The sequence below is a fragment of the Pseudomonas sp. LB3P81 genome, from assembly GCF_054897965.1.
This window is the reverse complement of sequence record NZ_JBUBVG010000001.1, coordinates 4317232-4343565: the sequence shown is the minus strand read 5'-3', so window position 1 is coordinate 4343565 and position 26334 is coordinate 4317232. Positions and strand designations below refer to the sequence as shown.

Annotated in this window: 24 protein-coding genes; 18 read left to right on the top strand and 6 right to left on the bottom strand. The window is 60.2% G+C overall.

Features of this window, described 5'->3' with window-relative positions; genetic code table 11:
- Positions 1 to 11: 11 nt before the first annotated feature.
- The 4 genes from ACYZTL_RS20105 to ACYZTL_RS20090 all read left to right on the top strand — a co-directional run bounded on the left by ACYZTL_RS20105 (position 12) and on the right by ACYZTL_RS20090 (position 3275).
- Complete coding sequence (locus ACYZTL_RS20105; RefSeq protein ID WP_461953222.1) at positions 12 to 1568, top strand: bifunctional aminoglycoside phosphotransferase/ATP-binding protein; 1557 nt, start codon at positions 12 to 14, stop codon at positions 1566 to 1568.
- 90 nt (positions 1569 to 1658) lie between these two features.
- The gene (locus tag ACYZTL_RS20100) at positions 1659 to 2003 is read left to right on the top strand and encodes a pentapeptide repeat-containing protein (protein ID WP_461953221.1); all 345 of its coding nucleotides are present in this window, start codon (positions 1659 to 1661) and stop codon (positions 2001 to 2003) included.
- Positions 2004 to 2186: 183 nt separating this feature from the next.
- Positions 2187 to 2459, top strand: a complete 273-nt coding sequence (locus ACYZTL_RS20095; protein ID WP_461953220.1) for a TfoX/Sxy family protein — start codon at positions 2187 to 2189, stop codon at positions 2457 to 2459.
- A 15-nt stretch (positions 2460 to 2474) separates the two neighbouring features.
- Positions 2475 to 3275 carry a Crp/Fnr family transcriptional regulator gene (locus ACYZTL_RS20090; RefSeq protein ID WP_461953219.1) on the top strand — a complete coding sequence of 267 codons (801 nt, stop codon included), beginning with the start codon at positions 2475 to 2477 and terminating at the stop codon, positions 3273 to 3275.
- Positions 3276 to 3507: 232 nt separating this feature from the next.
- Here the strand turns inward: ACYZTL_RS20090 and ACYZTL_RS20085 are convergent, their stop codons facing one another.
- The 4 genes from ACYZTL_RS20085 to ACYZTL_RS20070 are packed head-to-tail and all read right to left on the bottom strand — an operon-like array spanning position 3508 to position 7054.
- On the bottom strand, positions 3508 to 4359 hold the full coding sequence (locus tag ACYZTL_RS20085) for a ChaN family lipoprotein (protein ID WP_461953218.1): 852 nt from the start codon (positions 4357 to 4359) through the stop codon (positions 3508 to 3510).
- Positions 4360 to 4380: 21 nt separating this feature from the next.
- Positions 4381 to 5148 (bottom strand): heme ABC transporter ATP-binding protein, encoded by a 768-nt coding sequence (locus ACYZTL_RS20080; RefSeq protein WP_461953217.1) that lies wholly within the window; start codon positions 5146 to 5148, stop codon positions 4381 to 4383.
- Positions 5148 to 6131 (bottom strand): FecCD family ABC transporter permease, encoded by a 984-nt coding sequence (locus ACYZTL_RS20075; RefSeq protein ID WP_461954342.1) that lies wholly within the window; start codon positions 6129 to 6131, stop codon positions 5148 to 5150. Before ACYZTL_RS20075 ends, ACYZTL_RS20080 begins: the two co-directional genes overlap by 1 nt.
- Before the next feature lie 50 nt (positions 6132 to 6181).
- Positions 6182 to 7054 (bottom strand): heme/hemin ABC transporter substrate-binding protein, encoded by an 873-nt coding sequence (locus ACYZTL_RS20070; protein WP_461953216.1) that lies wholly within the window; start codon positions 7052 to 7054, stop codon positions 6182 to 6184.
- Positions 7055 to 7218: 164 nt separating this feature from the next.
- Here ACYZTL_RS20070 and ACYZTL_RS20065 point away from each other — a divergent pair, with 164 nt between their 5' ends.
- Entirely contained in the window at positions 7219 to 7536 is a 318-nt protein-coding gene (locus ACYZTL_RS20065; protein ID WP_461953215.1) for a Rieske (2Fe-2S) protein, read from the top strand.
- Here ACYZTL_RS20065 and sfsA read toward each other — a convergent pair.
- Together sfsA and ACYZTL_RS20055 are read right to left on the bottom strand one after the other, a co-directional pair.
- Positions 7533 to 8246, bottom strand: coding sequence for a DNA/RNA nuclease SfsA (sfsA, locus tag ACYZTL_RS20060; protein ID WP_461953214.1), 714 nt, complete (start codon positions 8244 to 8246; stop codon positions 7533 to 7535). The two genes, ACYZTL_RS20065 and sfsA, sit on opposite strands and share 4 nt — an antisense overlap.
- Positions 8246 to 9418, bottom strand: coding sequence for a pyridoxal phosphate-dependent aminotransferase (locus tag ACYZTL_RS20055; RefSeq protein WP_461953213.1), 1173 nt, complete (start codon positions 9416 to 9418; stop codon positions 8246 to 8248). The genes sfsA and ACYZTL_RS20055 overlap by 1 nt, the downstream gene beginning before the upstream one ends.
- A gap of 334 nt (positions 9419 to 9752) precedes the next feature.
- Between ACYZTL_RS20055 and dksA the strand changes: the two genes are divergently transcribed.
- The 13 genes from dksA (at position 9753) to ACYZTL_RS19990 (ending at position 26271) form a co-directional block, all read left to right on the top strand.
- Complete coding sequence (gene dksA / locus ACYZTL_RS20050) at positions 9753 to 10193, top strand: RNA polymerase-binding protein DksA (protein WP_090179905.1); 441 nt, start codon at positions 9753 to 9755, stop codon at positions 10191 to 10193.
- A 219-nt stretch (positions 10194 to 10412) separates the two neighbouring features.
- Positions 10413 to 11309 (top strand): tRNA glutamyl-Q(34) synthetase GluQRS, encoded by an 897-nt coding sequence (gene gluQRS, locus ACYZTL_RS20045; RefSeq protein ID WP_461953212.1) that lies wholly within the window; start codon positions 10413 to 10415, stop codon positions 11307 to 11309.
- A 77-nt stretch (positions 11310 to 11386) separates the two neighbouring features.
- Positions 11387 to 11563, top strand: coding sequence for a hypothetical protein (locus ACYZTL_RS20040; RefSeq protein ID WP_003176118.1), 177 nt, complete (start codon positions 11387 to 11389; stop codon positions 11561 to 11563).
- Positions 11547 to 14501 carry a sensor histidine kinase gene (locus tag ACYZTL_RS20035; protein ID WP_461953211.1) on the top strand — a complete coding sequence of 985 codons (2955 nt, stop codon included), beginning with the start codon at positions 11547 to 11549 and terminating at the stop codon, positions 14499 to 14501. Before ACYZTL_RS20040 ends, ACYZTL_RS20035 begins: the two co-directional genes overlap by 17 nt.
- Before the next feature lie 22 nt (positions 14502 to 14523).
- On the top strand, positions 14524 to 15960 hold the full coding sequence (locus tag ACYZTL_RS20030) for a sigma-54-dependent transcriptional regulator (protein WP_461953210.1): 1437 nt from the start codon (positions 14524 to 14526) through the stop codon (positions 15958 to 15960).
- A gap of 830 nt (positions 15961 to 16790) precedes the next feature.
- Positions 16791 to 18191 carry a polynucleotide adenylyltransferase PcnB gene (locus tag ACYZTL_RS20025; protein ID WP_461953209.1) on the top strand — a complete coding sequence of 467 codons (1401 nt, stop codon included), beginning with the start codon at positions 16791 to 16793 and terminating at the stop codon, positions 18189 to 18191.
- A gap of 2 nt (positions 18192 to 18193) precedes the next feature.
- Entirely contained in the window at positions 18194 to 18679 is a 486-nt protein-coding gene (gene folK / locus ACYZTL_RS20020) for a 2-amino-4-hydroxy-6-hydroxymethyldihydropteridine diphosphokinase (protein ID WP_461953208.1), read from the top strand.
- A gap of 381 nt (positions 18680 to 19060) precedes the next feature.
- A complete protein-coding gene (gene panB, locus ACYZTL_RS20015; RefSeq protein ID WP_461953207.1) occupies positions 19061 to 19861 on the top strand; it encodes a 3-methyl-2-oxobutanoate hydroxymethyltransferase in 801 nt (266 codons plus the stop codon).
- Complete coding sequence (panC, locus tag ACYZTL_RS20010; RefSeq protein WP_461953206.1) at positions 19858 to 20718, top strand: pantoate--beta-alanine ligase; 861 nt, start codon at positions 19858 to 19860, stop codon at positions 20716 to 20718. Before panB ends, panC begins: the two co-directional genes overlap by 4 nt.
- 128 nt (positions 20719 to 20846) lie before the next feature.
- Complete coding sequence (panD, locus tag ACYZTL_RS20005; RefSeq protein WP_084323050.1) at positions 20847 to 21227, top strand: aspartate 1-decarboxylase; 381 nt, start codon at positions 20847 to 20849, stop codon at positions 21225 to 21227.
- 220 nt (positions 21228 to 21447) lie between these two features.
- On the top strand, positions 21448 to 23112 hold the full coding sequence (gene pgi / locus ACYZTL_RS20000; protein ID WP_461953205.1) for a glucose-6-phosphate isomerase: 1665 nt from the start codon (positions 21448 to 21450) through the stop codon (positions 23110 to 23112).
- Positions 23113 to 23337: 225 nt separating this feature from the next.
- Positions 23338 to 25275 (top strand): acetate--CoA ligase, encoded by a 1938-nt coding sequence (acs, locus tag ACYZTL_RS19995; RefSeq protein ID WP_461953204.1) that lies wholly within the window; start codon positions 23338 to 23340, stop codon positions 25273 to 25275.
- A 123-nt stretch (positions 25276 to 25398) separates the two neighbouring features.
- Entirely contained in the window at positions 25399 to 26271 is an 873-nt protein-coding gene (locus tag ACYZTL_RS19990) for an oxygenase MpaB family protein (protein WP_461953203.1), read from the top strand.
- Positions 26272 to 26334: the final 63 nt, after the last annotated feature.

The following is a 26334-nucleotide window of genomic DNA, read 5'->3' as shown; positions in this document are numbered from 1 at the left end:
AAGGAATACCTGTGAGCCAGCCCCTGATCGCCGCCCTGCAAAACCCGGCCCTCTACCCGCATCCGGTAGACGGGTTCCAGGTCATCGAAACCCACATTTCCTGGGTCATTCTCACAGGCCGGTTTGCTTATAAAGTGAAGAAACCGGTTAATTTCGGCTTCCTCGACTTCACCAGTCTTGATGCTCGCGAGCATTTCTGTGGCGAAGAGCTGCGCCTGAACCAGCGCCTGACCAATGATTTGTATCTCGAAGTGTTGCCAATCACCGGCAGCGCTGAAGCCCCGCAACTGGGTGGCGCCGGCCCGGTCGTCGATTACGCGCTGAAAATGCGTCAATTCCCACAAAGCCAGTTGCTCAGCACGCTGCAGGCCAACGGCGAATTGACCACCGCGCACATCGACGAGATGGCCGTACAAATTGCTCAATTCCACCTCACCGCGCCAAAAGTGCCTGCGGAACACGAAGCCGGCACCCCGGACAGCGTGATGGCGCCAGTACGCCAGAACTTCGAACAAATCCGCCCGTTCCTCAGCGACAAGGCCGATCTGCTGCAACTTGATGCTTTGGAAGCCTGGGCCGAAAGCAGCTTCGAACGCCTCAAGCCGCTGTTTGCCCAGCGCAAGGCGGAAGGCTTTATCCGCGAATGCCACGGTGACATCCACCTGGGCAACGTCACCGTGATCGATGGCAAGGTCGTGATCTTCGACTGCATCGAGTTCAACGAACCGTTCCGCTTCACCGACGTCTATGCCGACACCGGTTTCCTGGCGATGGACCTTGAAGACCGCGGCCTGAAAAGCCTGGCCCGTCGCTTCATCAGCCAATACCTGGAGTTGACCGGCGATTACCAGGGCCTGGAACTGCTGAACTTCTATAAAGCCTATCGTGCGCTGGTTCGCGCCAAGGTCAGCCTGTTCAGCATGCCGGCCGAAGCCGACCCGGTGCAGCGCGCCACCACCTTGCGCCAGTACCGCAACTACGCCAACCTGGCGGAAAGCTACAGCACCATTCCTTCGCGTTTCATGGCCATCACCCACGGCGTTTCCGCTGTTGGCAAAAGTCATGTGGCCATGCGTCTGGTGGAAGCGTTGGGCGCGATTCGCCTGCGCTCCGATGTCGAACGCAAACGCCTGTTCGGCGAGCAAACCGTCGCGAACGATCCGCAGGCCGGCATTTATAGCGCCGACGCCAGCGCCGCGACCTACACCCGCCTGCATGAAATCGCCGCCGTGATCCTGCGTGCCGGCTTCCCGGTGGTGGTCGATGCCACTTACCTCAAGCGCGAACAGCGCGACGGCGCGGCAAAAATCGCCGAAGCCACCGGCGCGCCGTTCCTGATCCTTGATTGCGACGCGCCACAAGCCGTGATCGAAAGCTGGCTGGCCCTGCGTCAGGCAGACAAAAAGGATCCGTCCGACGCCAACCTGGCCGTTATCGCCGCTCAGCAAGCGAATCGTGAAGCCCTGACGCCAGAGGAAATTTTGTGCAGCAAGCGCGTTCAGACCAATGAAAGCGGAACCCTCGACACCGTCGTTGCGCAAATTCGCCAACGCCTGCCGGGCCTGTAAGAAGTATTTCAGCCGTGAAGCCTTCGACGGCTTCACGGCTGTCAAATAGTGGCACTATACTGGCGTCATAAAACCAACAGGTGATGTGACATGAGCCAGCCGAAACTTCTCGACACCCCGCTTTATGCCTTGCTGCACAAAGACGACATCACAGGTTTCAACAACGAACGTCCAAAAGACGGACCTATCGACATGGTCGGTGGTGACTTCCGAGGCCTGGACCTGCGTGAGCTGAATGCTGACGGCGTCGACTTTACCAATGCCTATTTCCGTTCTGCCGACTTGCGCGGTATCGACTTCACTCGTTCCAATCTTGAAGGGGCAAGCCTGGCCCACGCACAGATCTCCGGCGCCTACTTTCCGCCAGAACTGAGTGCCGACGAAATCCTGATGTCGATGAATTTCGGTACACGCCTGCGTTATCGCACCCGCTAACGTCGCATCGCTCTCCCTGACACGACGCGCTCCCACATTAGTTATTTGCGTTGCCTTCCTCTACTGCATTGCCTCTTAGAAGCATTTACTCCGAAACCGACCAAACAATCACGCTTTTCCTACTGATGGCTACACTTCTCAGAAGCTTGCCCACGCACCGTTCGCCCGTCGCAAGGAGGCTTGATGAATGATGAACTGCAGCACCTGAAGAATCTTGGCAAGACGTCGGCGCAGTGGCTGCATGCCGTGGGCATCCACAACGCCTCGGACTTGCGTCGCCTGGGGGCGGTGGATGCTTATCGGGCCGTGCGCACACGTGGGTTCCGGGCATCCAAAGTGTTGTTGTATGCGATCGAAGGCGCTTTGATGGACGTGCACTGGAACGACATTCCTGCCGAGCGCAAGGAAGCTTTGAATAAACAGCTGGAAGCTATCTCGTCACGCCACAAGAATTGAACGGGTATAGCCGTCATGTACTTACTTGGGGAACAACCGGCCTACGCCGACGCATTGATCAACCGATTGCAGAATATTCCCGCCCGACTGTTGGAGCATTTGTCGCCTTGCGGCCCGGCGCTGGAATTGGCAGCGGTCGACAACCTGACCGCCTTATTGCCCGGCAATCAACTGTTTGCGCTGAAAAGCGGCCTGCTGCATGGCTGTATCGACGAACGCCCACTGTTTTATCTGCATGAAGGTGATCTGGTCGGCTTGCGCCAAGACGCCGATTTGCCGCGCTGTCGCTTGTGCTCGGATAGCCCACTGGCACTGACGCCCTATCTGCGATCCGAAGTTTTCCAGCACATCTACGCCGACCCGGAACGCTCGGAGTTGTTCCTGCAATACCTGGCCGGCCAGACCGCGCTGTTGACTGACGCAATCGCTCGCCTCCAACAACCCGAGTTTCTCAGCACCAACGGCTTTCAGCGCGTGGCGCGAGGCGACCTGCTGGTCCATCAGGGCGATGAGGCCGATCATGTGTTCGTCATCATCGAAGGGCACGCCGAAGCCTTTGTCGACGGACATAAAGTCGGTGATGTCCCAAGAAACGAGATCTTCGGCGCCATGGCGGTGTTCACTGGCGAAAAGCGAAACGCCAGTGTGATCGCCAGCGAACCGAGCACCGTCATGCTGATTCCGAAAGACCAGTTTCTCAGCCTGACCCGAAGCAATCCGAAGATCGCCCACAGCCTGATCGAGAGCATGGCACAACGCATTGACCTGCTGAACAAGCAGATCATGCAGCTGAGTTCGCTCAAGCGAACACACTGAAACCCAATGAATACGGGGCTTTCCGGCAACCGGCAGGTGACTTTCAAATAAATGAAGAATCTGCGGTTGACTTGGTAATGAGAATCGCTATGATTATCACAACTGGTCGCGAGACTGGTCGATATTTGAAAAGCCCTTGGTTCGGACTCTCAGATATCTCCTCATCAGGCTAATCACGGTTATTTGACCCGGCTCTTGCCGGGTCTTTTTTTGCCTGTGGAAAAGTCTTTTGTCATTTGCCGAACTGCTTTCGCATCTCTGCACAGTAGTCCGGCGCCGGTGTGGCCGGGGTGTACCAGACGTAATCGGCCATCGCCTCCGTGACCTCATTGCCCTGCTGCGCCAGCATCAACACCGTGGGTGCTTCGGGCGCCCCCAGATCAAGTACGTGAATCGGCACACCCACATCCTTGCGCGCGTGATAAGCACCGGCAAACAGCAGCGACGGAGTCGGTGCCGCCAGCAGCCGCTCGGCCATGCGTCGATCGCGTTGTTGCTGCACCGCGAGCATCGCCGGCATTTGCGAGGCGGGCAGCAGGCCGCAATGGGAATCGCTGATCTGGGCCAGCAACTCAGCCTTGACCGGTGCGGCATTGGCGCGAGCGCCGCTCAATGTCGGCGGTCTGGTGTAGAAAGCACGCACCTCGACGGTGTCCAGATTGGCGGCCAGCAGTGGATACGGTTGGGACAGGGCGAAACGGACAACCGGGCCGTAGAGATTCCAGTCCCAGCCTGGCTCCCAGGCCAATGCACCGGACAGATCGGCGGGCAGCGTCGAGGTGTGGCGAACGTCATCGACGCGCAATTGTTGATCCGGCGTGAGCATTTCCAGCAGCAGACTGCCTTGCGGGCGCTGCTCTCCCAGCACCCGCAATAACCAGCGTTGCAGTTCATGGTGATCGCGATTGTCATCCTGCTCACCCACGATCAATCGCGAAGGCTTGGCCAGTCGCTGCACCAACTCCTGCGCCGTCAATGTCTGACCGCTGCGCACGTCGCGAATCTCGCCGACGACCGGTGGCGGCGTCGAAATATGCTGGCAAGCACTGAGCATCAGCACAGCCAGAATCAGCATGACGCGCATGCACTCACTCCCCTTCAAAACTCAGCGGGCGATGATCAGCGGATGCCCGCGCTCCGGGTGCTGTTGCACCAGCACTTCCAGCCCGAATACTGCCTTGAGCGGTTCCGGGCGCAACACCTGCTCGGGTGTGTCGAGCGCAACCGGGCGCCCGCCTTCAAGCAGTAACAGGCGATCACAATAGCGCGCCGCCAGGTTCAGATCATGCAGGATCACCAGCACCGCCGCGCCGCGATCAGCGAATTCGCGCACCGCTTGCAGGGTGGTGTGCTGGTGCAGCGGGTCGAGCATCGAGGTCGGCTCATCGAGCAACAGCGTTTGCCCCGCTTCGCCCGGCCAGAGCTGCGCCAGCACCCGCGCCAGATGCACCCGCTGCCGTTCGCCACCGGACAACGCCAGATAGCTGCGACCACTCAGATGCCCGGCATCGGCGGCCTGCAATGCGGCGGCGACGATTTCATCATCCCGGACCCGGCCGGTCTGATGCGGCAAGCGTCCCATGCCTACAACTTCTTCGACGCGAAAAGCGAAGTCCAGGGTCGAGACTTGCGGCAATACCGCCAGACGCTGGGCTCGCTGCGCACCGGTCCAGTCACGCAACTCGCGGTCATCGAGCCATACGCTGGCGTGATCAGCGTGCAACTCGCCGCACAAGGCACCCAGCAGCGTGCTTTTTCCCGCACCGTTAGGTCCCAGCACGCCGAGGACTTCCCCCGGTTTGAGTTCAAGCGTGACATCCATCAAGACGATCTTGCGGCCCCGGCGGATGTGCAGATTTTGCGTTCGCAACATCAGGCACGCCCTCGCAGCAGTAGATAAAGAAAGACCGGCGCACCGATCATCGCGGTGACGATTCCGATCGGCAGTTCCGCCGGCGCCAAGGCCAGTCGCGCGACCAGATCGGCGAACAACAGGAGACTGGCGCCCGCCAGCACCGACGCCGGCAGCAGCACCCGATGATCCGGACCGGCCAACAGACGCACCAGATGCGGCACCACCAGGCCGACAAAACCGATCATCCCCGCTGCCGCCACTGCCGCGCCGACGCCCAACGCCGTGCAAAACACCAGTTCGCGCTTGAGCTTTTCGACGTCGATGCCCAAGTGACCCGCCTCCGACTCTCCCAACAACAACGCATTCAAGGCCTTGGCCCGACGCGGTAACCACAGCGCCACGCCGGCACTGATCAACAGCAACGGCCAGAGTCGCGAATAACTGGCACCGTTCAGACTGCCCAGGTTCCAGAAGGTCAGCGTTCGCAGAGTCGTGTCATCTGCCAGGTAGGTAAACAGCCCCACCACCGAGCCGGCCAGCGCCGTCAATGCGAGACCCGCCAATAGCATGGTCGCGACATCGGTTTGCCCATTACGCCGACCCAGTCGATAGACCAATGCTGTCACACCGAGACCACCCAGAAACGCGCACAGCGATAACAGATACGGACCGAGGGATTCAGGAAGTCCACCGAACACCGAACCGCCGACAATCGCAATCGCCGCGCCTAATGCCGCCCCACCGGAAACGCCCACCAGCCCCGGATCGGCCAGCGGGTTGCGGAACAACCCCTGCATCGCCACGCCCGACAGCGCCAGCACACCGCCCACCGCCAACCCCAGCAAGGTACGCGGCAGGCGAATTTGTCCGAGGATCAGTTCGGCCTGCTCCAGCCCGTCAGGCCCAATGGGCAAGCCGATCATGCGTAGCGCCGCACGCAAGGTATCGAGCAACGGCAGGTTCACCGGCCCCAACGCCAATGACAGCCAGATCGCCAACAAACACAGGAGGCCCAGACCTATGAACAATACGCGGGGTTTTACCAGGATTGTCATTGGGCGGCAGTGCCGGGGTAGAAACCGTCGCTGATTTTTTTCAACGCATCGGGCAACCGCGGGCCGAGCCCGCCCACCAGCAGCGTCGGATCAAGCTCCATGACGCGCCCGTCCCTGGCGGCGCGGGTCGAGGACAGAATCGGGTTTTCCTTGAACAACGCCGCGCGCGCCGCTTCGCCGGTCAGTGCGCGGTCGGCAAACACCAGCACTTCAGGGTCCAGACTGATCAAGGATTCATTGGAAAAAGGTTTGTAACCGGTGTGTGTCGCCAGATTGTGCCCGCCGGCTCTCTGGATCAGCCAATCGGCAGCGGTGTCCTTCCCGGCGATGAGCGGCTTGCCGCCCGCGTGACCCAACAGCACTAACACGCCCGGTGATTGTTGCGTCAGTTGTGCCTTGGTGACCCGAACCTTTTGCTGATCGAGTTGCTGTTGATAAGCCTGGAACAATTGCGCAGCCCGGTCCTCAGCGCCGAGCAACTTGCCCAAATGCTGCAAGTTACCCTGCAACGTCGGCAGATTCGGCTGGGCCGAGAACAGTTCGACTTGCACGCCCGCCGTGCGAATCTGCGACAGCACCGGTGGCGGCCCCATTTCTTCGGTGCCGACCAGAATTTGCGGGCGTAAGCTCAGGATGCCTTCTGCCGACAGTTGCCGTTGATAGCCGATGCTGGGCAACGCCTTGAGGGATTCAGGATGCTGGCTGGTGGTATCGACACCCACGAGTTTCGATTCACCGCCCAGCGCACTGACCCACTCCGACAAGGCGCCACCGGCGCTGACCCAGCGTTGTGGCAACTCGGTCGCCGCGGCGTGGTGGCTGACGAAGAGTCCGACACACAGCGCGGCAACGCGGTTACTCAGGCGCATAAACAGCTTCCTTTAAAGTTTTCCCAGGCATTGAAGTGACAGGCCAAGTATCCTCGGCGTCCGGCACCTGCACCCGACGGGCAAGGTGGCCATTTGATAATTGTTTGCATTTGCACGTCAAGCTCGGACATATCCGGTCACGAGCTACCGGATTGAGGATAGACATGAAGTTTCTTTGCGCAGGCTCTGAGCTGGCCGAATCCGGCAGTCGCGGTTTCGACCTCGACGGCCAGAAGCTCTTTGCCGTGCGCCGGGCCGGTCAGGTCTACGTCTACATCAACCGCTGCCCGCACCGTGGCGTCGGGCTGGAATGGACACCCGACCAGTTTCTCGACCCCAGCAACAGCCTGATCCAGTGCGCCACTCACGGCGCATTGTTCTTGATCGAAGACGGCGAGTGCGTCGCCGGCCCATGCGCCGGGCAATCCCTGACCACCGTCGAAAGTCGCGAAGACGATCAAGGAATCTGGATCAGCCTTTAACCGCCGAGCACCACCTCCAGACGCCGGTCGACCACCATTTCCTCATGGGTCAACCGCACGCCGTAAGCCAACACCTCGACCCCGCACGCCACCGCTTCTCGCAAAGCGGCCGTGTAGGCCGAATCGATTTCCTCTGCAGGACGCACGGCATCGATGCCGGTGAGATTCACGCAATACAACTGCACCGCGCGAATCCCGTCCCGGGCCAGATGAGCCAATTCCCGTAAATGCTTGGCGCCACGCTGGGTGACCGCATCGGGAAACGCCGCGACTGCTGAGCCATCGAATCCCAGCGTGACGCTTTTGACTTCCACATACGCCGGCCCGCTCGGGTAATCGAGACGAAAGTCGATGCGGCTGCTTTCCTGACCGTAGGCCACTTCACGCTTCAGCTCGGTGAAGCCGTTGAGTTCGGTGATGACGCCAGCCCTGAGCGCTTCTTCGATCAAACCGTTCGCTCGGTCGGTGTTCACGCAAAACAGCCGGCCCTGAGGGGTTTCGCCGACTTCCCAGGTGCCCGGCAACTTGCGCTTGGGATCATTGGAGCGACTGAACCAGACCTGCCCGCCCTCAACCTGACAATTGAGCATCGAGCCGGTGTTCGGGCAGTGAATGGTCAACAACTCGCCGCGAACGGTTTCGATATCGGCGAGAAAACGCTTGTAACGTCGAATCAGGCGACCTTCTTCAAGGGGAGGATGAAAGCGCATCAGCCTTGCCAGCTCTTCAAGCCGCGAGCAATGCGCTCAACCGCTTCCTGCAGGCGCGGAAGACTTTGGGTGTAGGCAAACCGAACGTGATGGCCGGCCTGGTAACGCCCGAAGTCGAGCCCCGGCGTGATCGCCACATGCTCGGTTTCGAGGAAGTGTCGGCAGAACGCGAAGGCATCGCCGCCGAACTGGCTGATATCGGCGTACAAGTAGAACGCACCTTCCGGCTCCACGGCGATGCCGAAGCCCAACTCTCGCAAGGCGGGCAAGAGGAAATCGCGGCGACGGCCGAATTCGGCGCGACGCTCTTCCAGAATGGCGATGGTCGCGGGTTCGAAGCAGGCCAGCGCCGCGTGCTGGGCCATGCTCGGAGCACTGATGTAGAGGTTCTGCGCGAGCTTTTCCAGCTCACCGACCGCCGCTTCCGGCGCCACCAGCCAGCCGAGTCGCCAGCCGGTCATGCCGAAATATTTTGAAAAACTATTCAGCACGAAGGCGTTGTCATCGACTTCCAGCACGCTGGCGGCATCGGTGCCGTAGGTCAGGCCGTGATAGATCTCGTCCACCACCAGATGACCGTGGCGTGCCTTGATCGCGGTCGACAGCCCCGCCAGCTCGTCGCGGGTCAGGATGGTCCCGGTCGGGTTGGCCGGCGATGCCACCAGCGCGCCAACGCTGTCCTGATCCCAGTGACGGTCGATCAAGTCCGGTGTCAGCTGATAACGCACGTCCGGCCCCACAGGAACAAGCTGCGCCGCACCTTCCACCAACCGCAGGAAATGTCGGTTGCACGGGTAACCCGGGTCCGCCAGCAGCCAGTGTTTGCCCGGATCCACCAGCAAGGCGCTGGCCAGCAGCAACGCGCCGGAACCGCCGGGCGTGATGAGGATTCGCTGTGGGTCGATGCTCAAACCGTAACGTTGTTGATAGAAGTTTGAAATCGCCTCTCGCAGCTCGGGGATGCCGCGGGCGGCGGTATAACGGGTCTTCCCCGCCGTCAATGCGGCTTGGCCGGCCCGGATGATCGGCTCGGCGGTGGTGAAGTCCGGCTCGCCGATTTCCAGGTGGATCACGTCGTGGCCGGCGGCTTGCAGTTCATTGGCCCGCGCCAGCAGCGCCATGACATGGAACGGTTCGATCGCGCGACTGCGGGCACTGTAGGACTGAGCCATTAGCCTTCCTTCAACAGGGTAAAAAAACCGATTCTACCCAAGCGCAGGAACGAGCGAGAACCTAAAGCGGTCAGACGCGTTATGACCCTGGCCACAAACGACTCATGCGAGTGCGCAAGGTTTGACTAAAATCATTAATTGATCAGGTCTCCAGCACCACCAGACAAGGCTTTGCAATCATTTGCAAGCCCAGCGGGCCACTACCTCGACATCCAGGAGTAGCGCGGTCCGATTTGATCTGGTAAGTTCGCCCGCTTGCAGCCGCAGGGCCGGCAGGTGTCGGTGATGGAGCAATCCTGCGCAATGGATTACAAGAGTAGAGGCGGTCTATTTCATGTCCACCCAAGCAAAGCAGCAAAACCAGTCGATCAGCGGCTTCGAACCCTACAAAGAAGTTAAGGGCGAGGAGTACATGGGCAAACCCATGCGCGCTCACTTCACCAAGATCCTGAACAAGTGGAAACAGGACTTGATGCAGGAGGTCGACCGCACGGTTGATCACATGAAGGACGAAGCGGCCAACTTCCCTGACCCGGCAGACCGTGCCAGCCAGGAAGAAGAATTCAGCCTTGAATTGCGTGCCCGCGACCGTGAGCGCAAGTTGATCAAGAAGATCGACAAGACGCTGCAACTGATCGAAGACGAAGAATATGGCTGGTGCGAGTCCTGCGGCGTCGAAATCGGCGTCAAGCGACTGGAAGCCCGTCCTACCGCCGACATGTGCGTTGACTGCAAGACCCTGGCGGAAATCAAGGAAAAGCAAGTCGGCAAGTAATCTCGACTTGAACGAAGAACGGAGCGTGCGAACGCTCCGTTTTTGTTTCCGCAATTCCCCCCCGACACAAAACCTGTGGGAGCGGCGGTGCGACGATTCGACTTGCTCGCGAAGGGGCCGGCAGTTTCAACATTAGTGTTGGCTGACACACCGCTTTCGCGAGCAAGCCCGCTCCCACAGGGTGGCCGCCGCACGACCCGACAAAGTAGCATCGCCCTTATGACCGTCACCGCCACCCCCACCTACATCGGACGCTTCGCCCCCACGCCCAGCGGCCATCTGCATTTCGGTTCACTGGTCGCAGCGCTGGCCTCGTACCTCGACGCGCGCGCGGTGGGCGGTCGCTGGCTGATGCGCATGGAAGACCTCGATCCGCCACGGGAAGAACCCGGTGCGCAAGCGGCCATTCTCAAGGCACTGGAAAGCTACGGTTTCGAGTGGGACGGCGAAATGGTCCGACAGAGCGACCGGCACGATGCCTACGCCGAAGTGCTCAATCGCCTGTTCAACCACGGCCTGGCCTACGCCTGCACCTGTTCGCGAAAACAGCTTGAGCCCTGGCACGGCATTTATCCGGGCCTGTGCCGCAATGCCGGCCATGGCACTGAAGACGCCGCGATTCGCCTGCGCGTCCCCGAGCTGGAATACCACTTCATCGACCGGGTGCAAGGTGAGTACCGGCAACACCTGGGTCGTGATGTTGGCGATTTCGTCATCCGCCGCCGCGACGGGCTCTACGCCTATCAACTGGCCGTGGTGCTCGATGACGCCTGGCAGGGCATTACCGACATCGTCCGTGGCGCGGACTTGCTCGACTCCACGCCACGTCAGCTCTATCTGCAAGAACTGCTGGGTTTCTCGCAACCGCGTTACCTGCACATCCCGCTGATTACCCAGCCTGACGGCAACAAGCTTGGCAAAACCTACCGTTCTCCGCCGCTGACCGCAGATCAGGCCACGCCTTTGTTACTGCGTGCATTGCGCGCACTCGGGCAGAATCCGGGCGCCGAACTGGCGTATGCCACCCCACGTGAAGTGCTGAACTGGGGAATCGTCCACTGGGATGCACTCAAGATCCCGCGCACACTCAACCTGCCCGAAGCGCAACTACAGTGATCACACTTGCAGTGGCGCGCCCATCCGTTACCATCGCCGCACGTTTTCGGGCACGCGCATAAAAAAGAGAGGCCGGGATGTACATCTATCGCTTGGTCCTGCTCCTGGTAGTGGGGATTTATCTGTTCTCCCCGGCCATCATGGATTGGTGGATCGACGCCACTGGCGCCTGGTATCGCCCTTATCTGCTCTGGCTGATTCTGATCGTCGTGACCTTCATCCTGCAGAGCCAAAAAGATGCCGATGAGCTTTAGCCTGACCCAGATGATCCTGATCAGCGCCGCCTACCTGGCGGTACTGTTCGGCGTGGCCTGGATCAGCGAACGGGGCATGATCCCCCGGGCGATCATTCGCCACCCGCTGACGTACACCCTGTCGCTGGGTGTTTACGCCAGTGCTTGGGCGTTTTATGGCACCGTGGGTCTGGCCTATCAGTACGGCTATGGTTTTCTCTCCAGCTACCTCGGGGTTTCCGGCGCATTCCTGCTGGCGCCGGTGTTGCTGTACCCGATCCTGAAAATCACCCGCACGTATCAATTGTCGTCGCTGGCCGACCTGTTCGCGTTCCGTTTCCGCAGCACCTGGGCTGGCGCACTGACCACGATTTTCATGCTGATCGGCGTACTGCCGTTGCTGGCGTTGCAGATTCAGGCGGTGGCCGACTCCATCGGCATCCTCACCCGCGAGCCCGTGCAACATCGTGTAGCCCTGAGCTTCTGTGCCCTGATTACGTTGTTCACCATTTTCTTCGGCTCGCGCCACATCGCCACCCGCGAGAAACATGAAGGCCTGGTATTCGCGATTGCGTTTGAGTCGGTGATCAAGCTGATCGCGCTTGGCGGCGTTGGCCTCTATGCGTTGTATGGCGTATTCGACGGTCCGCAACATCTGGAACTGTGGCTGCTGCAAAACCAGACCGCCCTCGCCGCTTTGCACACGCCATTGCAAGAAGGCCCGTGGCGCACGCTGTTGCTGGTGTTCTTCGCGTCGGCGATCGTGATGCCGCACATGTATCACATGACGTTTACCGAAAACCTCAACCCGCGCTCGCTGGTCAGCGCGAGCTGGGGCTTGCCGCTGTTCCTGCTGCTGATGAGTCTGGCCGTACCGCTGATTCTCTGGGCCGGGCTGAAACTCGGCGCCACCACCAACCCGGAATACTTCACGCTGGGCATCGGCATTGCCGCCAACAGCAAGGCGTTGGCGCTACTGGCCTATGTCGGTGGATTATCGGCAGCCAGCGGGCTGATTATCGTCACCACCCTCGCACTGTCCGGGATGGCGCTGAACCACCTGGTGCTGCCGCTTTATCAGCCGCCAGCCGAAGGCAACATCTATCGCTGGCTGAAATGGACGCGCCGGGCGCTGATCGTCGCGATCATCATGGCCGGTTACGGTTTCTACTTGCTGCTGGGCACCGAACAGGACCTGGCCAACCTCGGCATCGTCGCGTTTGTGGCGACATTGCAGTTCCTGCCGGGTGTGCTGTCCGTTCTTTATTGGCCGACCGCCAACCGTCGCGGCTTCATCGCCGGTTTGCTGGCGGGGATTCTGGTGTGGCTGGTGACCATGCTGTTGCCGCTGGTCGGCAATCTGCAGGGGTTCTACATTCCGCTGCTGAACATGATCTACGTGCTGGACGACACCAGTTGGCACATGGCCGCGATCGCTTCGCTGGCCGCCAACGTGCTGATGTTCACCCTGATCTCGCTGTTTACCAACGCCAGTCCCGAAGAGGCCAGCGCCGCCGAAGCCTGCGCCGTGGACAACGTGCGCCGTCCGCAACGCCGCGAACTGCACGCCGCTTCGCCGCAGGAATTCGCCACGCAACTGGCCAAACCCTTGGGCGCCAAGGCTGCGCAGAAAGAAGTCGAACAAGCGCTACGCGATCTCTATCTGCCGTTTGACGAGCGCCGGCCTTATGCCTTGCGCCGTCTGCGTGACCGGATCGAAGCCAACCTCTCCGGCCTGATGGGGCCTAGCGTGGCGCAGGACATGGTTGAAACCTTCCTGCCTTACAAGGCCGGCGGCGAAAACTACGTCACCGAGGACATTCACTTCATCGAAAGCCGCCTCGAGGATTACCACTCGCGCCTGACCGGCCTGGCCGCTGAACTCGATGCCCTGCGCCGCTACCATCGCCAGACTCTGCAGGAATTGCCCATGGGCGTCTGCTCGCTGGCCAAGGATCAGGAAATCCTCATGTGGAACAAAGCCATGGAGGAGCTGACCGGGATTGCCGCGCAGCGCGTGGTCGGTTCGCGCCTGAGCACCATCGCCGATCCGTGGAAAGAACTGCTGCGAGGCTTCATCAATCTGCCGGACGAGCATTTGCACAAGCAGCATCTGGCCCTCGATGGTCAGACTCGCTGGCTGAACCTGCACAAAGCGGCGATCGACGAACCGCTCGCACCGGGCAACAGTGGCCTGGTATTGCTGGTGGAAGACCTGACCGAAACCCAGATGCTCGAAGACAAGCTGGTGCACTCCGAGCGCTTGGCCAGCATTGGTCGACTGGCCGCCGGCGTGGCCCATGAAATCGGCAACCCGATTACCGGCATCGCGTGTCTGGCGCAGAACCTGCGCGAAGAACGTGAAGACGATGGCGAGCTGAAGGAGATCAGCGGGCAGATCCTGGAGCAGACCAAACGCGTGTCGCGCATCGTTCAGTCGTTGATGAGTTTTGCCCATGCCGGCAGTCATCAGCACAGCGACGAGCCCGTCTGTCTGGCCGAAGTGGCCCAGGATGCCATCGGTTTGCTGGCCCTGAACCGGCGCAATTTCGAAGTGCAGTTCTACAACCTGTGCGACCCCGAGCACTGGGTCGAAGGCGATCCGCAGCGCCTTGCCCAGGTACTGATCAATCTGCTCTCAAACGCCCGTGACGCCTCGCCTCCCGGCAGCGCGGTGCGGGTCAAAAGCGAAGCCGGCGAACACACGGTCGACCTGATCGTGGAAGACGAAGGCAGCGGTATTCCGAAGAACATCATGGATAGATTGTTCGAACCTTTCTTCACCACCAAGGATCCTGGCGAAGGCACCGGTCTGGGCCTTGCACTGGTCTATTCCATCGTTGAAGAGCATTATGGACAAATCACCATCGACAGCCCGGCTGATGTTCAAAGCCAACGCGGCACCCGTATCCGGGTGACCTTGCCGCGTCATGTCGAAGCGACGTCCGCTGTGAACTGAGACCGTCGAGAGTATCGAATCAATGCCGCACATTTTGATCGTCGAAGACGAAACAATTATCCGCTCCGCCTTGCGCCGCCTGCTGGAACGTAACCAGTACCAGGTCAGCGAAGCCGGTTCAGTGCAGGAAGCACAAGAACGCTTCACCATTCCCACGTTCGACCTGATCGTCAGTGACCTGCGCCTGCCTGGCGCGCCGGGCACCGAGTTGATCAAACTCGGCCAGGGCACGCCGGTGCTGATCATGACCAGCTACGCCAGCCTGCGTTCGGCGGTCGACTCGATGAAGATGGGCGCGGTGGATTACATCGCCAAACCTTTCGACCACGACGAAATGCTGCAGGCCGTCGCGCGCATCCTGCGTGACCGGCAATCGGTGCAGGCCAGCGGTGAACCTGCCGTCGGCAAAGCCGCCAATGGCGCGGCGAAACCGGGTATCGACAACAGCAACGGCGAAATCGGCATCATCGGCTCCTGCCCGCCGATGCAGGATCTGTACAGCAAGATCCGCAAAGTCGCGCCGACCGATTCCAATGTCCTGATCCAGGGCGAATCCGGCACCGGCAAAGAACTGGTGGCCCGCGCTCTGCACAACCTGTCCAGACGCGCCAAGGCACCGATGATTTCGGTGAACTGCGCGGCGATTCCGGAAAGCCTGATCGAGTCCGAACTGTTCGGCCATGAAAAAGGTGCGTTCACTGGCGCCAGCGCCGGCCGTGCCGGTCTGGTGGAAGCGGCGGACGGCGGCACCTTGTTCCTCGACGAGATCGGCGAACTGCCGCTGGAAGCCCAGGCTCGCTTGCTGCGCGTGTTGCAGGAAGGCGAAATTCGCCGGGTGGGTTCGGTCCAGTCGCAGAAGGTCGATGTGCGTTTGATCGCCGCGACTCACCGGGACCTCAAGAGCCTGGCGAAGATCGGCCAGTTCCGTGAAGACTTGTATTACCGCCTCCACGTAATCGCCCTGAAACTGCCGGCCCTGCGCGAACGCGGTGCCGACGTCAACGAAATCGCCAATGCCTTCCTGGCGCGGCAGAGCGCGCGGGTCAACCGCACCGACCTGAAGTTCGCCCCGGACGCCGAGCAAGCGATTCGTCACTACTCCTGGCCGGGCAACGTGCGCGAACTGGAAAACGCAGTCGAGCGTGCAGTCATCCTGTGCGAAAGCCCGGAGATTTCCGCCGAGCTGCTCGGCATCGACATCGAGCTGAGCGACCTTCAAGACGACGAGTTCATCGGCCTGCCTCCGCAACAGGGCAACGGCGCCGGCAACAACAATCATGAGCCGACCGAGGACCTGTCACTGGAAGACTACTTCCAGCACTTCGTTCTCGAGCATCAGGACCACATGACCGAAACCGAGCTGGCACGCAAACTCGGGGTCAGCCGTAAATGCCTGTGGGAGCGCCGGCAGCGCCTGGGTATCCCGCGACGCAAGACCGGGGTGGCCAGCGAAAGCTGAACGTCACCTGTACGGTGCGCGGGTAACACATGACTTTATGAAAAAACTGTTACCTGATTTTTTGTACGTAACAGAAGCCGGGGCTTACGGTAACGAAGCCCCGGTTTTTTTTGGCCTCGAACAACCCCATCAGACGGCGAAACCCCTTGTTTTGCTGGGCATCGCAAAAGTTGGCACGCACCCTGCTATATGTTTGGTACAAGAACAATAACAAGCAATGCACAAGACAATAAAAATAAGACGAATCGACTCACGCACAATAAAAACAAGACGGCGAGAGGCGCAGCTAACTGATTCTTTTGGAGAGGCGTTGTATTTGGGGTTCGCCCCACGACCAGGCCGAGAACAACAAAAACTGTCTTGAGACAGAGCCTGAACTGGTTGGATCGCAAGATCACTGCAGCACAGCGACCAAAGCAATCCGTTTGCTCTTGGCTCCCGATTGGGAGGGTCATGAAGGAAAACTTCATGACGCGGGCACTCAACAAAAACAAGAAGCCCGAAACCAATAACAAAAATAGAACATGCAACTACTTCTTGGGGAGCTTCGGCTCCCCTTGTAGTTTCTGCGATTTGGATTGCTCGCTGTAGGCTGTAGGAGCGAGCTCGCTCGCGAAAAACGCAAGGACACCGCTGTGTACCTGGTTTGACGCGTTATCGTTAACGACCTTCGTCGGAACGCCGCCCGGAGCAAGCTCGCTCCTACAGTTTCCCGCCTACAGCTCAAATTTGCTGCGTCCTACACCATCCCCCGACTAAATGCTAGAATCCCCGCCCATCATGCGGTCATTCTTCGTTATGGCCGAACATTCCTTCATACAGTGCATCCCATGCTGAAGAAGCTGTTCCAGTCATTCCGTTCTCCCAAGCGTCATACGCAACACATCCGCAGCACGCCTGAAGTGCTTAACAGCGGCCAACATTCGCTGCAAAAGGCACAATTCAGCCGTTACGCGGTGAATATCGTCGAACGCCTGCAGAACGCCGGCTACCAGGCATATCTGGTCGGCGGTTGTGTGCGTGACATGATGCTCGGCATCACGCCAAAAGATTTCGACGTTGCCACCAGCGCCACCCCTGAACAGGTTCGCGCCGAATTCCGCAATGCGCGGATCATCGGTCGTCGTTTCAAACTGGTGCATATCCACTTTGGCCGCGAAATCATCGAAGTCGCGACGTTCCGCGCCAATCACCCGCAAAACGACGAAGAGGAAGACAGCAACCAGTCTTCCCGCAACGAGAGCGGGCGCATTCTGCGCGATAACGTTTACGGCACGCTGGAAGAAGACGCGCAACGTCGCGACTTCACCATCAATGCCTTGTATTACGATCCGGTCAGCGAACGCATTCTCGATTACGCCAACGGCGTCCACGACATTCGCAATCACCTGATCCGCCTGATTGGCGACCCGAAGCAACGCTACCAGGAAGACCCGGTGCGGATGCTGCGGGCCGTGCGTTTCGCCGCCAAGCTGAATTTCGGCATCGAAAAACACAGCGCCCTGCCGATCCGCGACCTGGCACCGATGCTGCGCGAGATCCCGTCGGCCCGGCTGTTCGAAGAAGTGCTCAAGCTGTTCCTCTCCGGCCATGCCGCGGACACTTTCGAGATGCTGGTCGACTTGCAGTTGTTCGATCCGCTGTTCCCGGCCAGTGCCGAGGCGCTGGAATACAACCCGACGTACACCCACACCCTCATCAGCGAAGCGCTGATCAACACCGACCTGCGAATCAAGCAGAACAAACCGGTGACCCCGGCATTCCTGTTTGCGGCCCTGCTCTGGCCTGCCCTGCCTGCCCGCGTGCTGCGCTTGCAGGAACGTGGCATGCCGCCGATCCCGGCGATGCAGGAAGCGGCGCACGAACTGATTGCCGAACAGTGCCAGCGGATCGCGATTCCAAAACGCTTCACCATGCCGATTCGCGAAATCTGGGACATGCAGGAACGTCTGCCGCGCCGCAGCGGCAAACGCGCCGACCTGTTGCTGGACAACCCGCGGTTCCGCGCCGGTTACGACTTCCTGCTGCTGCGCGAAAGCGCCGGCGAGCAGACCGATGGCCTGGGCGAATGGTGGACGGATTATCAGGACGCCAACGAAAGCGAACGTCGTGACATGATCCGCGACCTCAGCGGCAAGGACGACGGCGCCGGTGCGCCACGCAAACGTCGCCGCAGCGGTGGCGCCAAGCGCAAACGCGCGGCCGGTGCACCGAGCACCACGGGCGAGTAAGCATGGAACGCATCTACATCGGCATGGGCAGCAATCTGGCTGACCCCGCCGAACAACTGCGCAGCGCTGTCGATGCGCTGGCGCGATTGCCGCAGACCGAACTGGTCGGGGTTTCCGCGTTTTATCAGAGTGATTCGCTGCTGCCTGGCCAACCGCGTTACACCAACGCAGTTGCCGCCCTCGACAGCACGCTCCCGCCGCTGGACCTGCTCGATGCGTTGCAAGCCATCGAGAACGGACAGGGTCGTGAACGCCTTGAGCGTTGGGGGCCGCGCACGCTGGATCTCGACATCGTGTTGTTTGGCGATCGCTTGATCGACGAACCCCGTCTCAAAGTCCCTCATTACCATATGCAGGAACGCGCGTTCGTTCTGTACCCGCTGGCCGAGTTGGCGCCTGCGGATTTGCGTTTGGCGGATGGCCGTACCTTGGCCGAACTGCTCGCGGCCTGCCCGTTCGTCGGCCTGGAACGATTCACTACAAATTGATAAAACCCCCTGTGGGAGCGGGCTTGCTCGCGAATACATTGTGTCAGTCGACATAAATTTTGACTGATATACCGCATTCGCGAGCAAGTCGAATCGTCGCACCGCCGCTCCCACATTGGTTTTGTGTCGTGTACAAGATCTGCGGCTGCTGAATCGCATCAGTAACCCCGGTAACACCGTCGACGTAACAACGCGGTAACACACGCAATTGACTTCCCGAGTTCTCCTCACGACTATAGGCGTCCCGCTGCCGCCAACCCGGCGTTGAAGGGCGCAATCCAGGCCTTAAAAGCACGACAACAGACCGTGCGCCTGTATTTAACGAAGAATCACGCGCGTTACTCGCAGTAGTTTCCACAGCGCCTGAATGAGGATCTTTTCATGCCAGCCATCACCCTGACCACTCTGCAAGGTCTCAAGCAAAAAGGTGAAAAAATCACCATGCTGACCTGCTATGACGCGACCTTCGCCCACGCCTGCAATGAGGCTGGCGTCGAAGTGCTGCTGGTGGGCGACTCCCTCGGCATGGTTCTGCAAGGTCACGACAGCACCCTGCCGGTGACCACCGCCGAAATGGCTTACCACGTCGCGTCCGTCAAACGCGGTAACAGCGACGCGTTGATCCTCGCCGACCTGCCTTTCATGGCCTACGCCACAATCGAACAAACCATGAGCAACAGCGCCCTGTTGATGCAGGCCGGTGCGCACATGGTCAAGGTCGAAGGCGCACTTTGGCTGGCGGACTCGATCCGTCTGCTGGCCGAGCGCGGCATCCCGGTGTGTGCGCACATGGGGCTGACGCCGCAGTCGGTGAATATCCTCGGCGGTTACAAAGTCCAGGGACGCAATGAAAACCAGGCGCGGCAGATGCGTGCCGATGCGATCTCCCTCGAACAGGCGGGCGCGGCGATGCTGTTGCTCGAGTGCGTGCCGAGTGAGCTGGCCGAAGAAATCACCCAGGCCGTGAAGATCCCGGTGATCGGTATCGGCGCCGGCAGCGGCACCGACGGCCAGGTGCTGGTGCTGCACGACATGCTGGGCCTGTCGATCACAGGCCGGGTACCGAAGTTCGTGAAGAACTTCATGACCGGACAACAAAACATTCAAGCGGCACTTGGCGCTTATGTTTCCGAAGTCAAAGCAGTCACTTTCCCTGGTATCGAACACGGATTCTCTGCATGAACACCGTAAAAACCGTACGCGAACTGCGGGCCGCCGTGGCCCGCGCCCGCAGCGAAGGCAAGCGCATTGCTTTCGTGCCGACCATGGGCAACCTGCACAGCGGTCACATCGCACTGATTACCAAAGCCAGCCAACGGGCGGATTTCGTGGTCGCGAGCATTTTCGTCAATCCGCTGCAATTCGGCGCCGGCGAAGACCTCGACAAGTACCCGCGCACCCTCGCGGCCGACCAGGAAAAACTGCTCCAGGGCGGTTGCCACTTGCTGTTCGCGCCGACCGCTGAAGAAATGTACCCCGACGGCATGGCCGGCCAGACCCGCGTCAGCGTTCCGCAACTGTCCGAAGGCCTGTGCGGTGCCAGCCGTCCGGGGCACTTCGAAGGTGTGGCGACAGTGGTCAACAAACTCTTCAACATGGTTCAGCCGGATCTGGCGATCTTTGGCCAGAAAGACTTCCAGCAACTGGCGGTGATTCGCGCGCTGGTGCATGACCTGAACATGCCGATCCAGATCATCGGCGAACCGACGGTCCGCGCGGCCGATGGTCTGGCGCTGTCGTCGCGCAATGGGTTTCTCAGCGAAGAACAGCGGGCGGTTGCGCCAGTTGTTTATCGCACACTGTCGTCGATTGCCGAATCCATTAAACAAGGTGGTCGCGATTACCCGACGCTGATCGCGGCACAACAGCAGCAACTCGAAGCCGCAGGCTTACGCACCGATTACCTGGAAATCCGCCATGCGCTGACGTTGCGTCCTGCAACGGCGGAAGATCGGGACCTGGTGATTCTGGTGGCGGCGTTCCTCGGCACCACGCGGTTGATCGACAACCTGCACCTGAATCTCGACACAACGGTATAAACGACAAGCCCCGAAAAACAAACAGAATTAATAAACAGCAACGGCAAGATCAAAAGATCGCAGCCTGCGGCAGCTCCTACGCGCCTGTGGGCGCTGCCCGCCGTTCGATTCCGACCTGGGAAACACTCATGCACGCCATCATGCTCAAGGCCAAGCTGCATCGCGCCGAAGTCACCCACGCAGTTCTCGATTACGAAGGTTCCTGCGCCATCGACGGCGAATGGCTGGACCTGTCCGGCATCCGTGAATACGAACAGATCCAGATCTACAACGTCGACAACGGCGAACGTTTCACCACCTATGCGATTCGTGGCGAAGCAGGCTCGCGCATGATCTCGGTCAACGGCGCCGCGGCGCACAAGGCCAAGGTCGGCGACCGTGTGATCATCTGCGCTTACGCTCACTACAGCGAAGCCGAGCTGCTCAACTTCAAGCCGCGCATGCTCTACATGGCGCCGGGTAACGAGTTGAGCCACACCAGCAATGCCATTCCGGTTCAGGTTGCCTGACCGAACCTTCTCTTCCGTTTGTCGGACCGTTCCCTGCTTGATGTATAAAAAAGTACCGGGAACGGGTCAGACAAAGTCAAGACAGATCGCAGCGCGAGGTTTACTGTATTCGCCCTGTGCCATGAAATCGTGTCGACGCAGTTGACCGGACGCCCCCCCACAGTGCTCCGGGATTTTTAGTGTTCAACAGGCCGTTCAAGTAAAAAGGAAACCCGCAGCGATGGCGTACTACCGCACTCCTCACGACGTGACCGCTCTGCCCGCCTGGCAAGCGTTGAATGACCACCGCCAAGCCATGCAGGATTTCAGCATGCGCGAAGCCTTTAATGCCGACCCGCAGCGTTTTACTCAATTCACCCTCAGCAGCTGCGGCCTGTTTCTCGACTACTCGAAGAATCTGATCAACGCCGAGACCCGTGATCTGCTGGTGGGCCTGGCCAACGAAGTCGACCTTCAGGGCGCGATCAAAGCGCTGTTCGACGGCGAGATCGTCAACTCCTCAGAAGGTCGCCCGGCCCTGCACACCGCGCTGCGCCGTCCAGTGGGCGAAAAGCTGTCTGTGAATGGCGTCAACGTGATGCCTGAAGTACACAAGGTGTTGAACCAGATCACCGACCTCGTGGGCCGCATCCACGACGGTCTGTGGCGCGGTTACACCGAGAAGCCGATCACCGACGTGGTGAACATCGGCATCGGTGGCTCGTTCCTCGGCCCCGAGCTGGTGTCCGAAGCGCTGCTGTCCTACGCCCAGAAAGGCGTGCGTTGCCACTACCTGGCAAACATCGACGGCAGCGAGTTCCACGAGCTGACCATGAAGTTGCGCGCCGAGACCACGCTGTTCATCGTCTCGTCGAAATCCTTCAACACCCTCGAAACCCTGAAGAACGCCCAGGCCGCTCGCGCCTGGTACCTGGCTCAGGGCGGTTCGGAAGCCGAGCTGTACCGTCACTTCATCGCGGTCTCGAGCAACAACGCCGCCGCAGTGGCGTTCGGTATCCGCGAAGAAAACATCTTCCCGATGTGGGACTGGGTCGGTGGTCGTTACTCGCTGTGGTCGGCCATCGGCTTGCCGATTGCCCTGGCCATCGGCATGTCCAACTTCAAGGAACTGCTGTCCGGTGCCTACACCATGGACCAGCATTTCCAGAGCGCCCCCTTCGAACAGAACATGCCGGTGCTGCTGGCCTTGCTCGGCGTCTGGTATGGCAACTTCTGGGGCGCGCAAAGCCACGCGATCCTGCCGTACGACCACTACCTGCGTAACATCACCAAGCACTTGCAACAGTTGGACATGGAATCCAACGGCAAGAGCGTGCGTCAGGACGGCACGCCGGTGTCCACCGACACCGGCCCGGTGATCTGGGGTGGCGTGGGTTGCAACGGTCAGCACGCGTATCACCAGTTGCTGCACCAAGGCACCCAACTGATCCCGGCCGACTTCATTGTGCCGATCGTCAGCTTCAACCCGGTCTCCGATCACCACCAGTGGCTGTACGCCAACTGCCTGTCGCAAAGCCAGGCGCTGATGCTCGGCAAGACCCGCGCCGAGGCCGAAGCCGAACTGCGGGACAAGGGCATGGCCGAAGCGGACGTGCAGAAACTCGCACCGCACAAGGTGATCCCGGGCAACCGTCCGAGCAACACGCTGGTGGTCGAACGCATCAGCCCGCGTCGTCTCGGCGCACTGGTGGCGATGTACGAACACAAAGTCTTCGTGCAAAGCGTGGTCTGGGGCATCAACGCCTTCGACCAGTGGGGCGTGGAGCTGGGTAAAGAGCTGGGCAAAGGCGTCTACAACCGCCTGGTCGGCAGCGAAGAAACCCCGGCTGACGATGCATCCACCCAAGGGCTGATCAACTACTTCCGCGGGCGTCATCGCGGGTGATAGGCTGAAGGGGCGGTTTACTCGCCCCTTCAAATCGCTGCATCGACAGTTCCACGGCACCGGGTTTACTGCAAAATCGGTGGCGTGCGCTATCCCTGTAGGAGCTGCCGAAGGCTGCGATCTTTTGATCTTCTAAAAGCAAAATCAAAAGATCGCAGCCTTCGGCAGCTCCTACGAGGGTCGCGCTGCTCCCCTCTTGTCGCAAAACAAGAATAAGGAACCGTCATGTTCGATATCAGCACGTTCCCCAAAGCCGATGCCGTCCGCCGGGCCGCACAACTCAGTCAGGACGACTACAAGCGCCTGTATCGCCAATCCATCGAACACCCCAGCACGTTCTGGGCTGAACAGGCCACACGCTTCCTCGGCTGGAGCGCACCGTGGAATACCGTCCAGCGCTATAACCTGAAAACCGGTGAGGCCAGCTGGTTCGCCGGCGGAAAATTAAACGTCAGTTACAACTGCATCGACCGTCACCTGGAAAAACGTGGCGATCAGATCGCAATCATCTGGGAAGGCGACGACCCCGCCGAATCGGCCCAGATCTCCTACAAAAAACTGCATCACAACGTCTGCCGCCTGGCCAACGTGCTCAAAAGCCGTGGCGTGAAGAAAGGCGACCGCGTGTGCATCTACATGCCGATGATCCCCGAAGCCGCCTACGCGATGCTCGCCTGCACGCGAATCGGCGCGGTGCATTCGGTGGTGTTTGGCGGGTTCTCCCCCGATTCTGTGCGCGACCGCATCCTCGACGCCGACTGCCGCACCGTGATCACCGCCGATGAAGGCGTGCGCGGCGGCAAGTTCGTGCAGCTCAAGCAGAATGTCGACCAGGCGCTGCAAAGTTGCCCGAACGTCAGCACCGTGATCGTGGTCGAGCGCACCCAAGGCGAGGTCAACTGGGTCGAAGGCCGCGACCTCTGGTATCACCAGGCCTTGCGCGACGTCAGCGACGATTGCCCGCCCGAGCCGATGGACGCCGAAGACCCAATGTTCATCCTCTACACCTCCGGCAGCACGGGCAAACCCAAAGGCGTGCTGCACACCACCGGCGGTTATCTGCTGCAAGCGGCGATGACCTTCAAGTACGTGCTCGACTACCGCGACGAAGAAGTCTTCTGGTGCACCGCCGATGTCGGCTGGGTCACCGGCCACAGTTACATCGTCTACGGGCCGCTGGCCAATGGCGCGACCACGCTGATCTTCGAAGGCGTGCCGAGCTACCCGAGCAGCGCGCGCTTCTGGCAGGTCATCGACAAACACCACGTGAACATCTTCTACACCGCCCCCACCGCCCTGCGTTCGCTGATGCGCGAAGGCCCCGAACCGTTGAAGGAAACGTCCCGGGCGAGCCTCAGATTACTCGGCAGTGTCGGTGAGCCGATCAACCCGGAAGCGTGGGACTGGTATTTCAATGCCGTCGGCGAACAGCGCTGCCCGATCGTCGATACCTGGTGGCAGACCGAAACCGGCGGCATCATGCTCAGCCCGCTGGTCAGCGCGCAGCGGATCAAACCCGGCTGCGCCACGCAACCGATGTTCGGTGTGCAACCGGTGCTGCTCGATGAAGTGGGCAAGGAAATCAAAGGCGCCGGCAGCGGCGTGTTGGCGATCAAATCCAGCTGGCCGGCGCAAATCCGCAGTGTCTATGGCGACCCGCAGCGGATGGTCGACACTTACTTCAAACCCTATCCCGGTTACTACTTCACCGGCGACGGCGCCCGCCGCGATGAAGACGGCGATTACTGGATCACCGGGCGCATCGACGACGTGATCAACGTTTCCGGCCACCGCATCGGCACCGCCGAAGTCGAAAGCGCCCTGGTGCTGCACGACAGCATCGCCGAGGCCGCCGTGGTCGGTTACCCTCACGACGTCAAAGGTCAGGGCATCTATGCCTTCGTCACGCCCATGAACGGCACCGAACCCACCGACGAACTGAAGAAAGAACTGCTGGCCCACGTCAGCAAGGAAATCGGCAGCTTCGCCAAACCGGACCTGATCCAGTGGGCACCGGCCTTGCCGAAAACCCGTTCGGGCAAGATCATGCGGCGGATTCTGCGCAAGATCGCCTGCAACGAACTGGACAGTCTGGGCGACACTTCGACCCTGGCCGATCCGAGCGTGGTTCAGGACCTGGTCGATAAACGCCTGAACCAGTAACGCCTTGCCCCTGTAGGAGCGAGCTCGCGATGAACGCAAGCGCGCCGCGTTTATTCAGGAAACACGCGTTATCGTTAACGTCCATCGCGAGCAAGCTCGCTCCTACAGAATTACAGAGTTGCCATGGAATTCATCCGCAGCCGCATCGAAACCCAGGTCATGAGCCTCTCCGGTCTGTCCCTTGGCAAGCTCGACCTGGAAAACCCCAAAGGCGATCCTGGCCTGTTCGGACCCGATTCGGTGAGCTGGCAGGTTCACGGCGACTTCAGCAGCATGCTCATCGGCGGTATCAGCGCGCTGATGCTGCAAGCCCTGCACCCGTTGGCGCTGGCCGGGGTCTGGGACCATTCGAATTTCCGCGAGGACATGCTCGGTCGCTTGCGCCGCACCGGGCAGTTCATTTCCGGCACCACCTTCGGCTCGCGAAAAGATGCCGACTGGCTGATCGAGAAAGTCCGCACCATCCACCTGCAAGTGACCGGCACCGCGCCGGATGGCCGGCCCTACGCTGCCAGTGATCCCGATCTGCTGACGTGGGTGCACGTAGCCGAGGTCAGCAACTTCCTCGCGGCGCATTTGCGCTACCGCAATCCGCACTTGTCGGCGGCCGATCAGGACCGTTATTACGATGAAATCGCCGTGATCGCTGAACGCCTCGGTGCCCGTGAGGTGCCCCGTTCGCGGCAGGAAATGGCCGATTATCTTGAACGAGTCCGCCCGCAACTGTTGTGTGACGAACGCAGTCGCGAAGTCCTGCGCTTGTTGTTGAACGCGCCCTCCCCCAGCCGTTTGGCCAAGCCGTTCGGTGGATTGATGATGCAGGCCGGAATCGACCTGCTGCCGGACTGGGCCAGTGACCTGCTCGGTGTGCGGCAAAGTTCGCTGCAACGCACGCTGATCCGTGCCAGCGTCAACCGCAGTGCACCGATGCTGCGCTGGGCAGTGCGCAATGGCTCGGTGCATCGGGCCAAGCGGCGGATGGGGTTGCTGACCTGAACTCAGGCGAAATATCAAAAATCTGAATGTCGGCCATATGTGGCGAGGGAGCTTGCTCCCGCT

Bases quoted from the DNA above. Each gene is read 5' to 3' on its own strand.
- sfsA (WP_461953214.1), bottom strand. From the start codon at position 8,246: ATGCGCTTTCATCCTCCCCTTGAAGAAGGTCGCCTGATTCGACGTTAC.
- ACYZTL_RS19990 (WP_461953203.1), top strand. From the start codon at position 25,399: ATGGAATTCATCCGCAGCCGCATCGAAACCCAGGTCATGAGCCTCTCC.
- folK (WP_461953208.1), top strand. From the start codon at position 18,194: ATGGAACGCATCTACATCGGCATGGGCAGCAATCTGGCTGACCCCGCC.
- dksA (WP_090179905.1), top strand. From the start codon at position 9,753: ATGTCCACCCAAGCAAAGCAGCAAAACCAGTCGATCAGCGGCTTCGAA.
- ACYZTL_RS20095 (WP_461953220.1), top strand. From the start codon at position 2,187: ATGAATGATGAACTGCAGCACCTGAAGAATCTTGGCAAGACGTCGGCG.
- ACYZTL_RS20100 (WP_461953221.1), top strand. From the start codon at position 1,659: ATGAGCCAGCCGAAACTTCTCGACACCCCGCTTTATGCCTTGCTGCAC.
- ACYZTL_RS20055 (WP_461953213.1), bottom strand. From the start codon at position 9,418: ATGGCTCAGTCCTACAGTGCCCGCAGTCGCGCGATCGAACCGTTCCAT.
- ACYZTL_RS20085 (WP_461953218.1), bottom strand. From the start codon at position 4,359: ATGCGCGTCATGCTGATTCTGGCTGTGCTGATGCTCAGTGCTTGCCAG.
- ACYZTL_RS20070 (WP_461953216.1), bottom strand. From the start codon at position 7,054: ATGCGCCTGAGTAACCGCGTTGCCGCGCTGTGTGTCGGACTCTTCGTC.
- panB (WP_461953207.1), top strand. From the start codon at position 19,061: ATGCCAGCCATCACCCTGACCACTCTGCAAGGTCTCAAGCAAAAAGGT.
- ACYZTL_RS20025 (WP_461953209.1), top strand. From the start codon at position 16,791: ATGCTGAAGAAGCTGTTCCAGTCATTCCGTTCTCCCAAGCGTCATACG.
- panD (WP_084323050.1), top strand. From the start codon at position 20,847: ATGCACGCCATCATGCTCAAGGCCAAGCTGCATCGCGCCGAAGTCACC.
- panC (WP_461953206.1), top strand. From the start codon at position 19,858: ATGAACACCGTAAAAACCGTACGCGAACTGCGGGCCGCCGTGGCCCGC.
- pgi (WP_461953205.1), top strand. From the start codon at position 21,448: ATGGCGTACTACCGCACTCCTCACGACGTGACCGCTCTGCCCGCCTGG.
- gluQRS (WP_461953212.1), top strand. From the start codon at position 10,413: ATGACCGTCACCGCCACCCCCACCTACATCGGACGCTTCGCCCCCACG.
- ACYZTL_RS20065 (WP_461953215.1), top strand. From the start codon at position 7,219: ATGAAGTTTCTTTGCGCAGGCTCTGAGCTGGCCGAATCCGGCAGTCGC.
- ACYZTL_RS20040 (WP_003176118.1), top strand. From the start codon at position 11,387: ATGTACATCTATCGCTTGGTCCTGCTCCTGGTAGTGGGGATTTATCTG.
- acs (WP_461953204.1), top strand. From the start codon at position 23,338: ATGTTCGATATCAGCACGTTCCCCAAAGCCGATGCCGTCCGCCGGGCC.
- ACYZTL_RS20035 (WP_461953211.1), top strand. From the start codon at position 11,547: ATGCCGATGAGCTTTAGCCTGACCCAGATGATCCTGATCAGCGCCGCC.
- ACYZTL_RS20030 (WP_461953210.1), top strand. From the start codon at position 14,524: ATGCCGCACATTTTGATCGTCGAAGACGAAACAATTATCCGCTCCGCC.
- ACYZTL_RS20080 (WP_461953217.1), bottom strand. From the start codon at position 5,148: ATGTTGCGAACGCAAAATCTGCACATCCGCCGGGGCCGCAAGATCGTC.
- ACYZTL_RS20090 (WP_461953219.1), top strand. From the start codon at position 2,475: ATGTACTTACTTGGGGAACAACCGGCCTACGCCGACGCATTGATCAAC.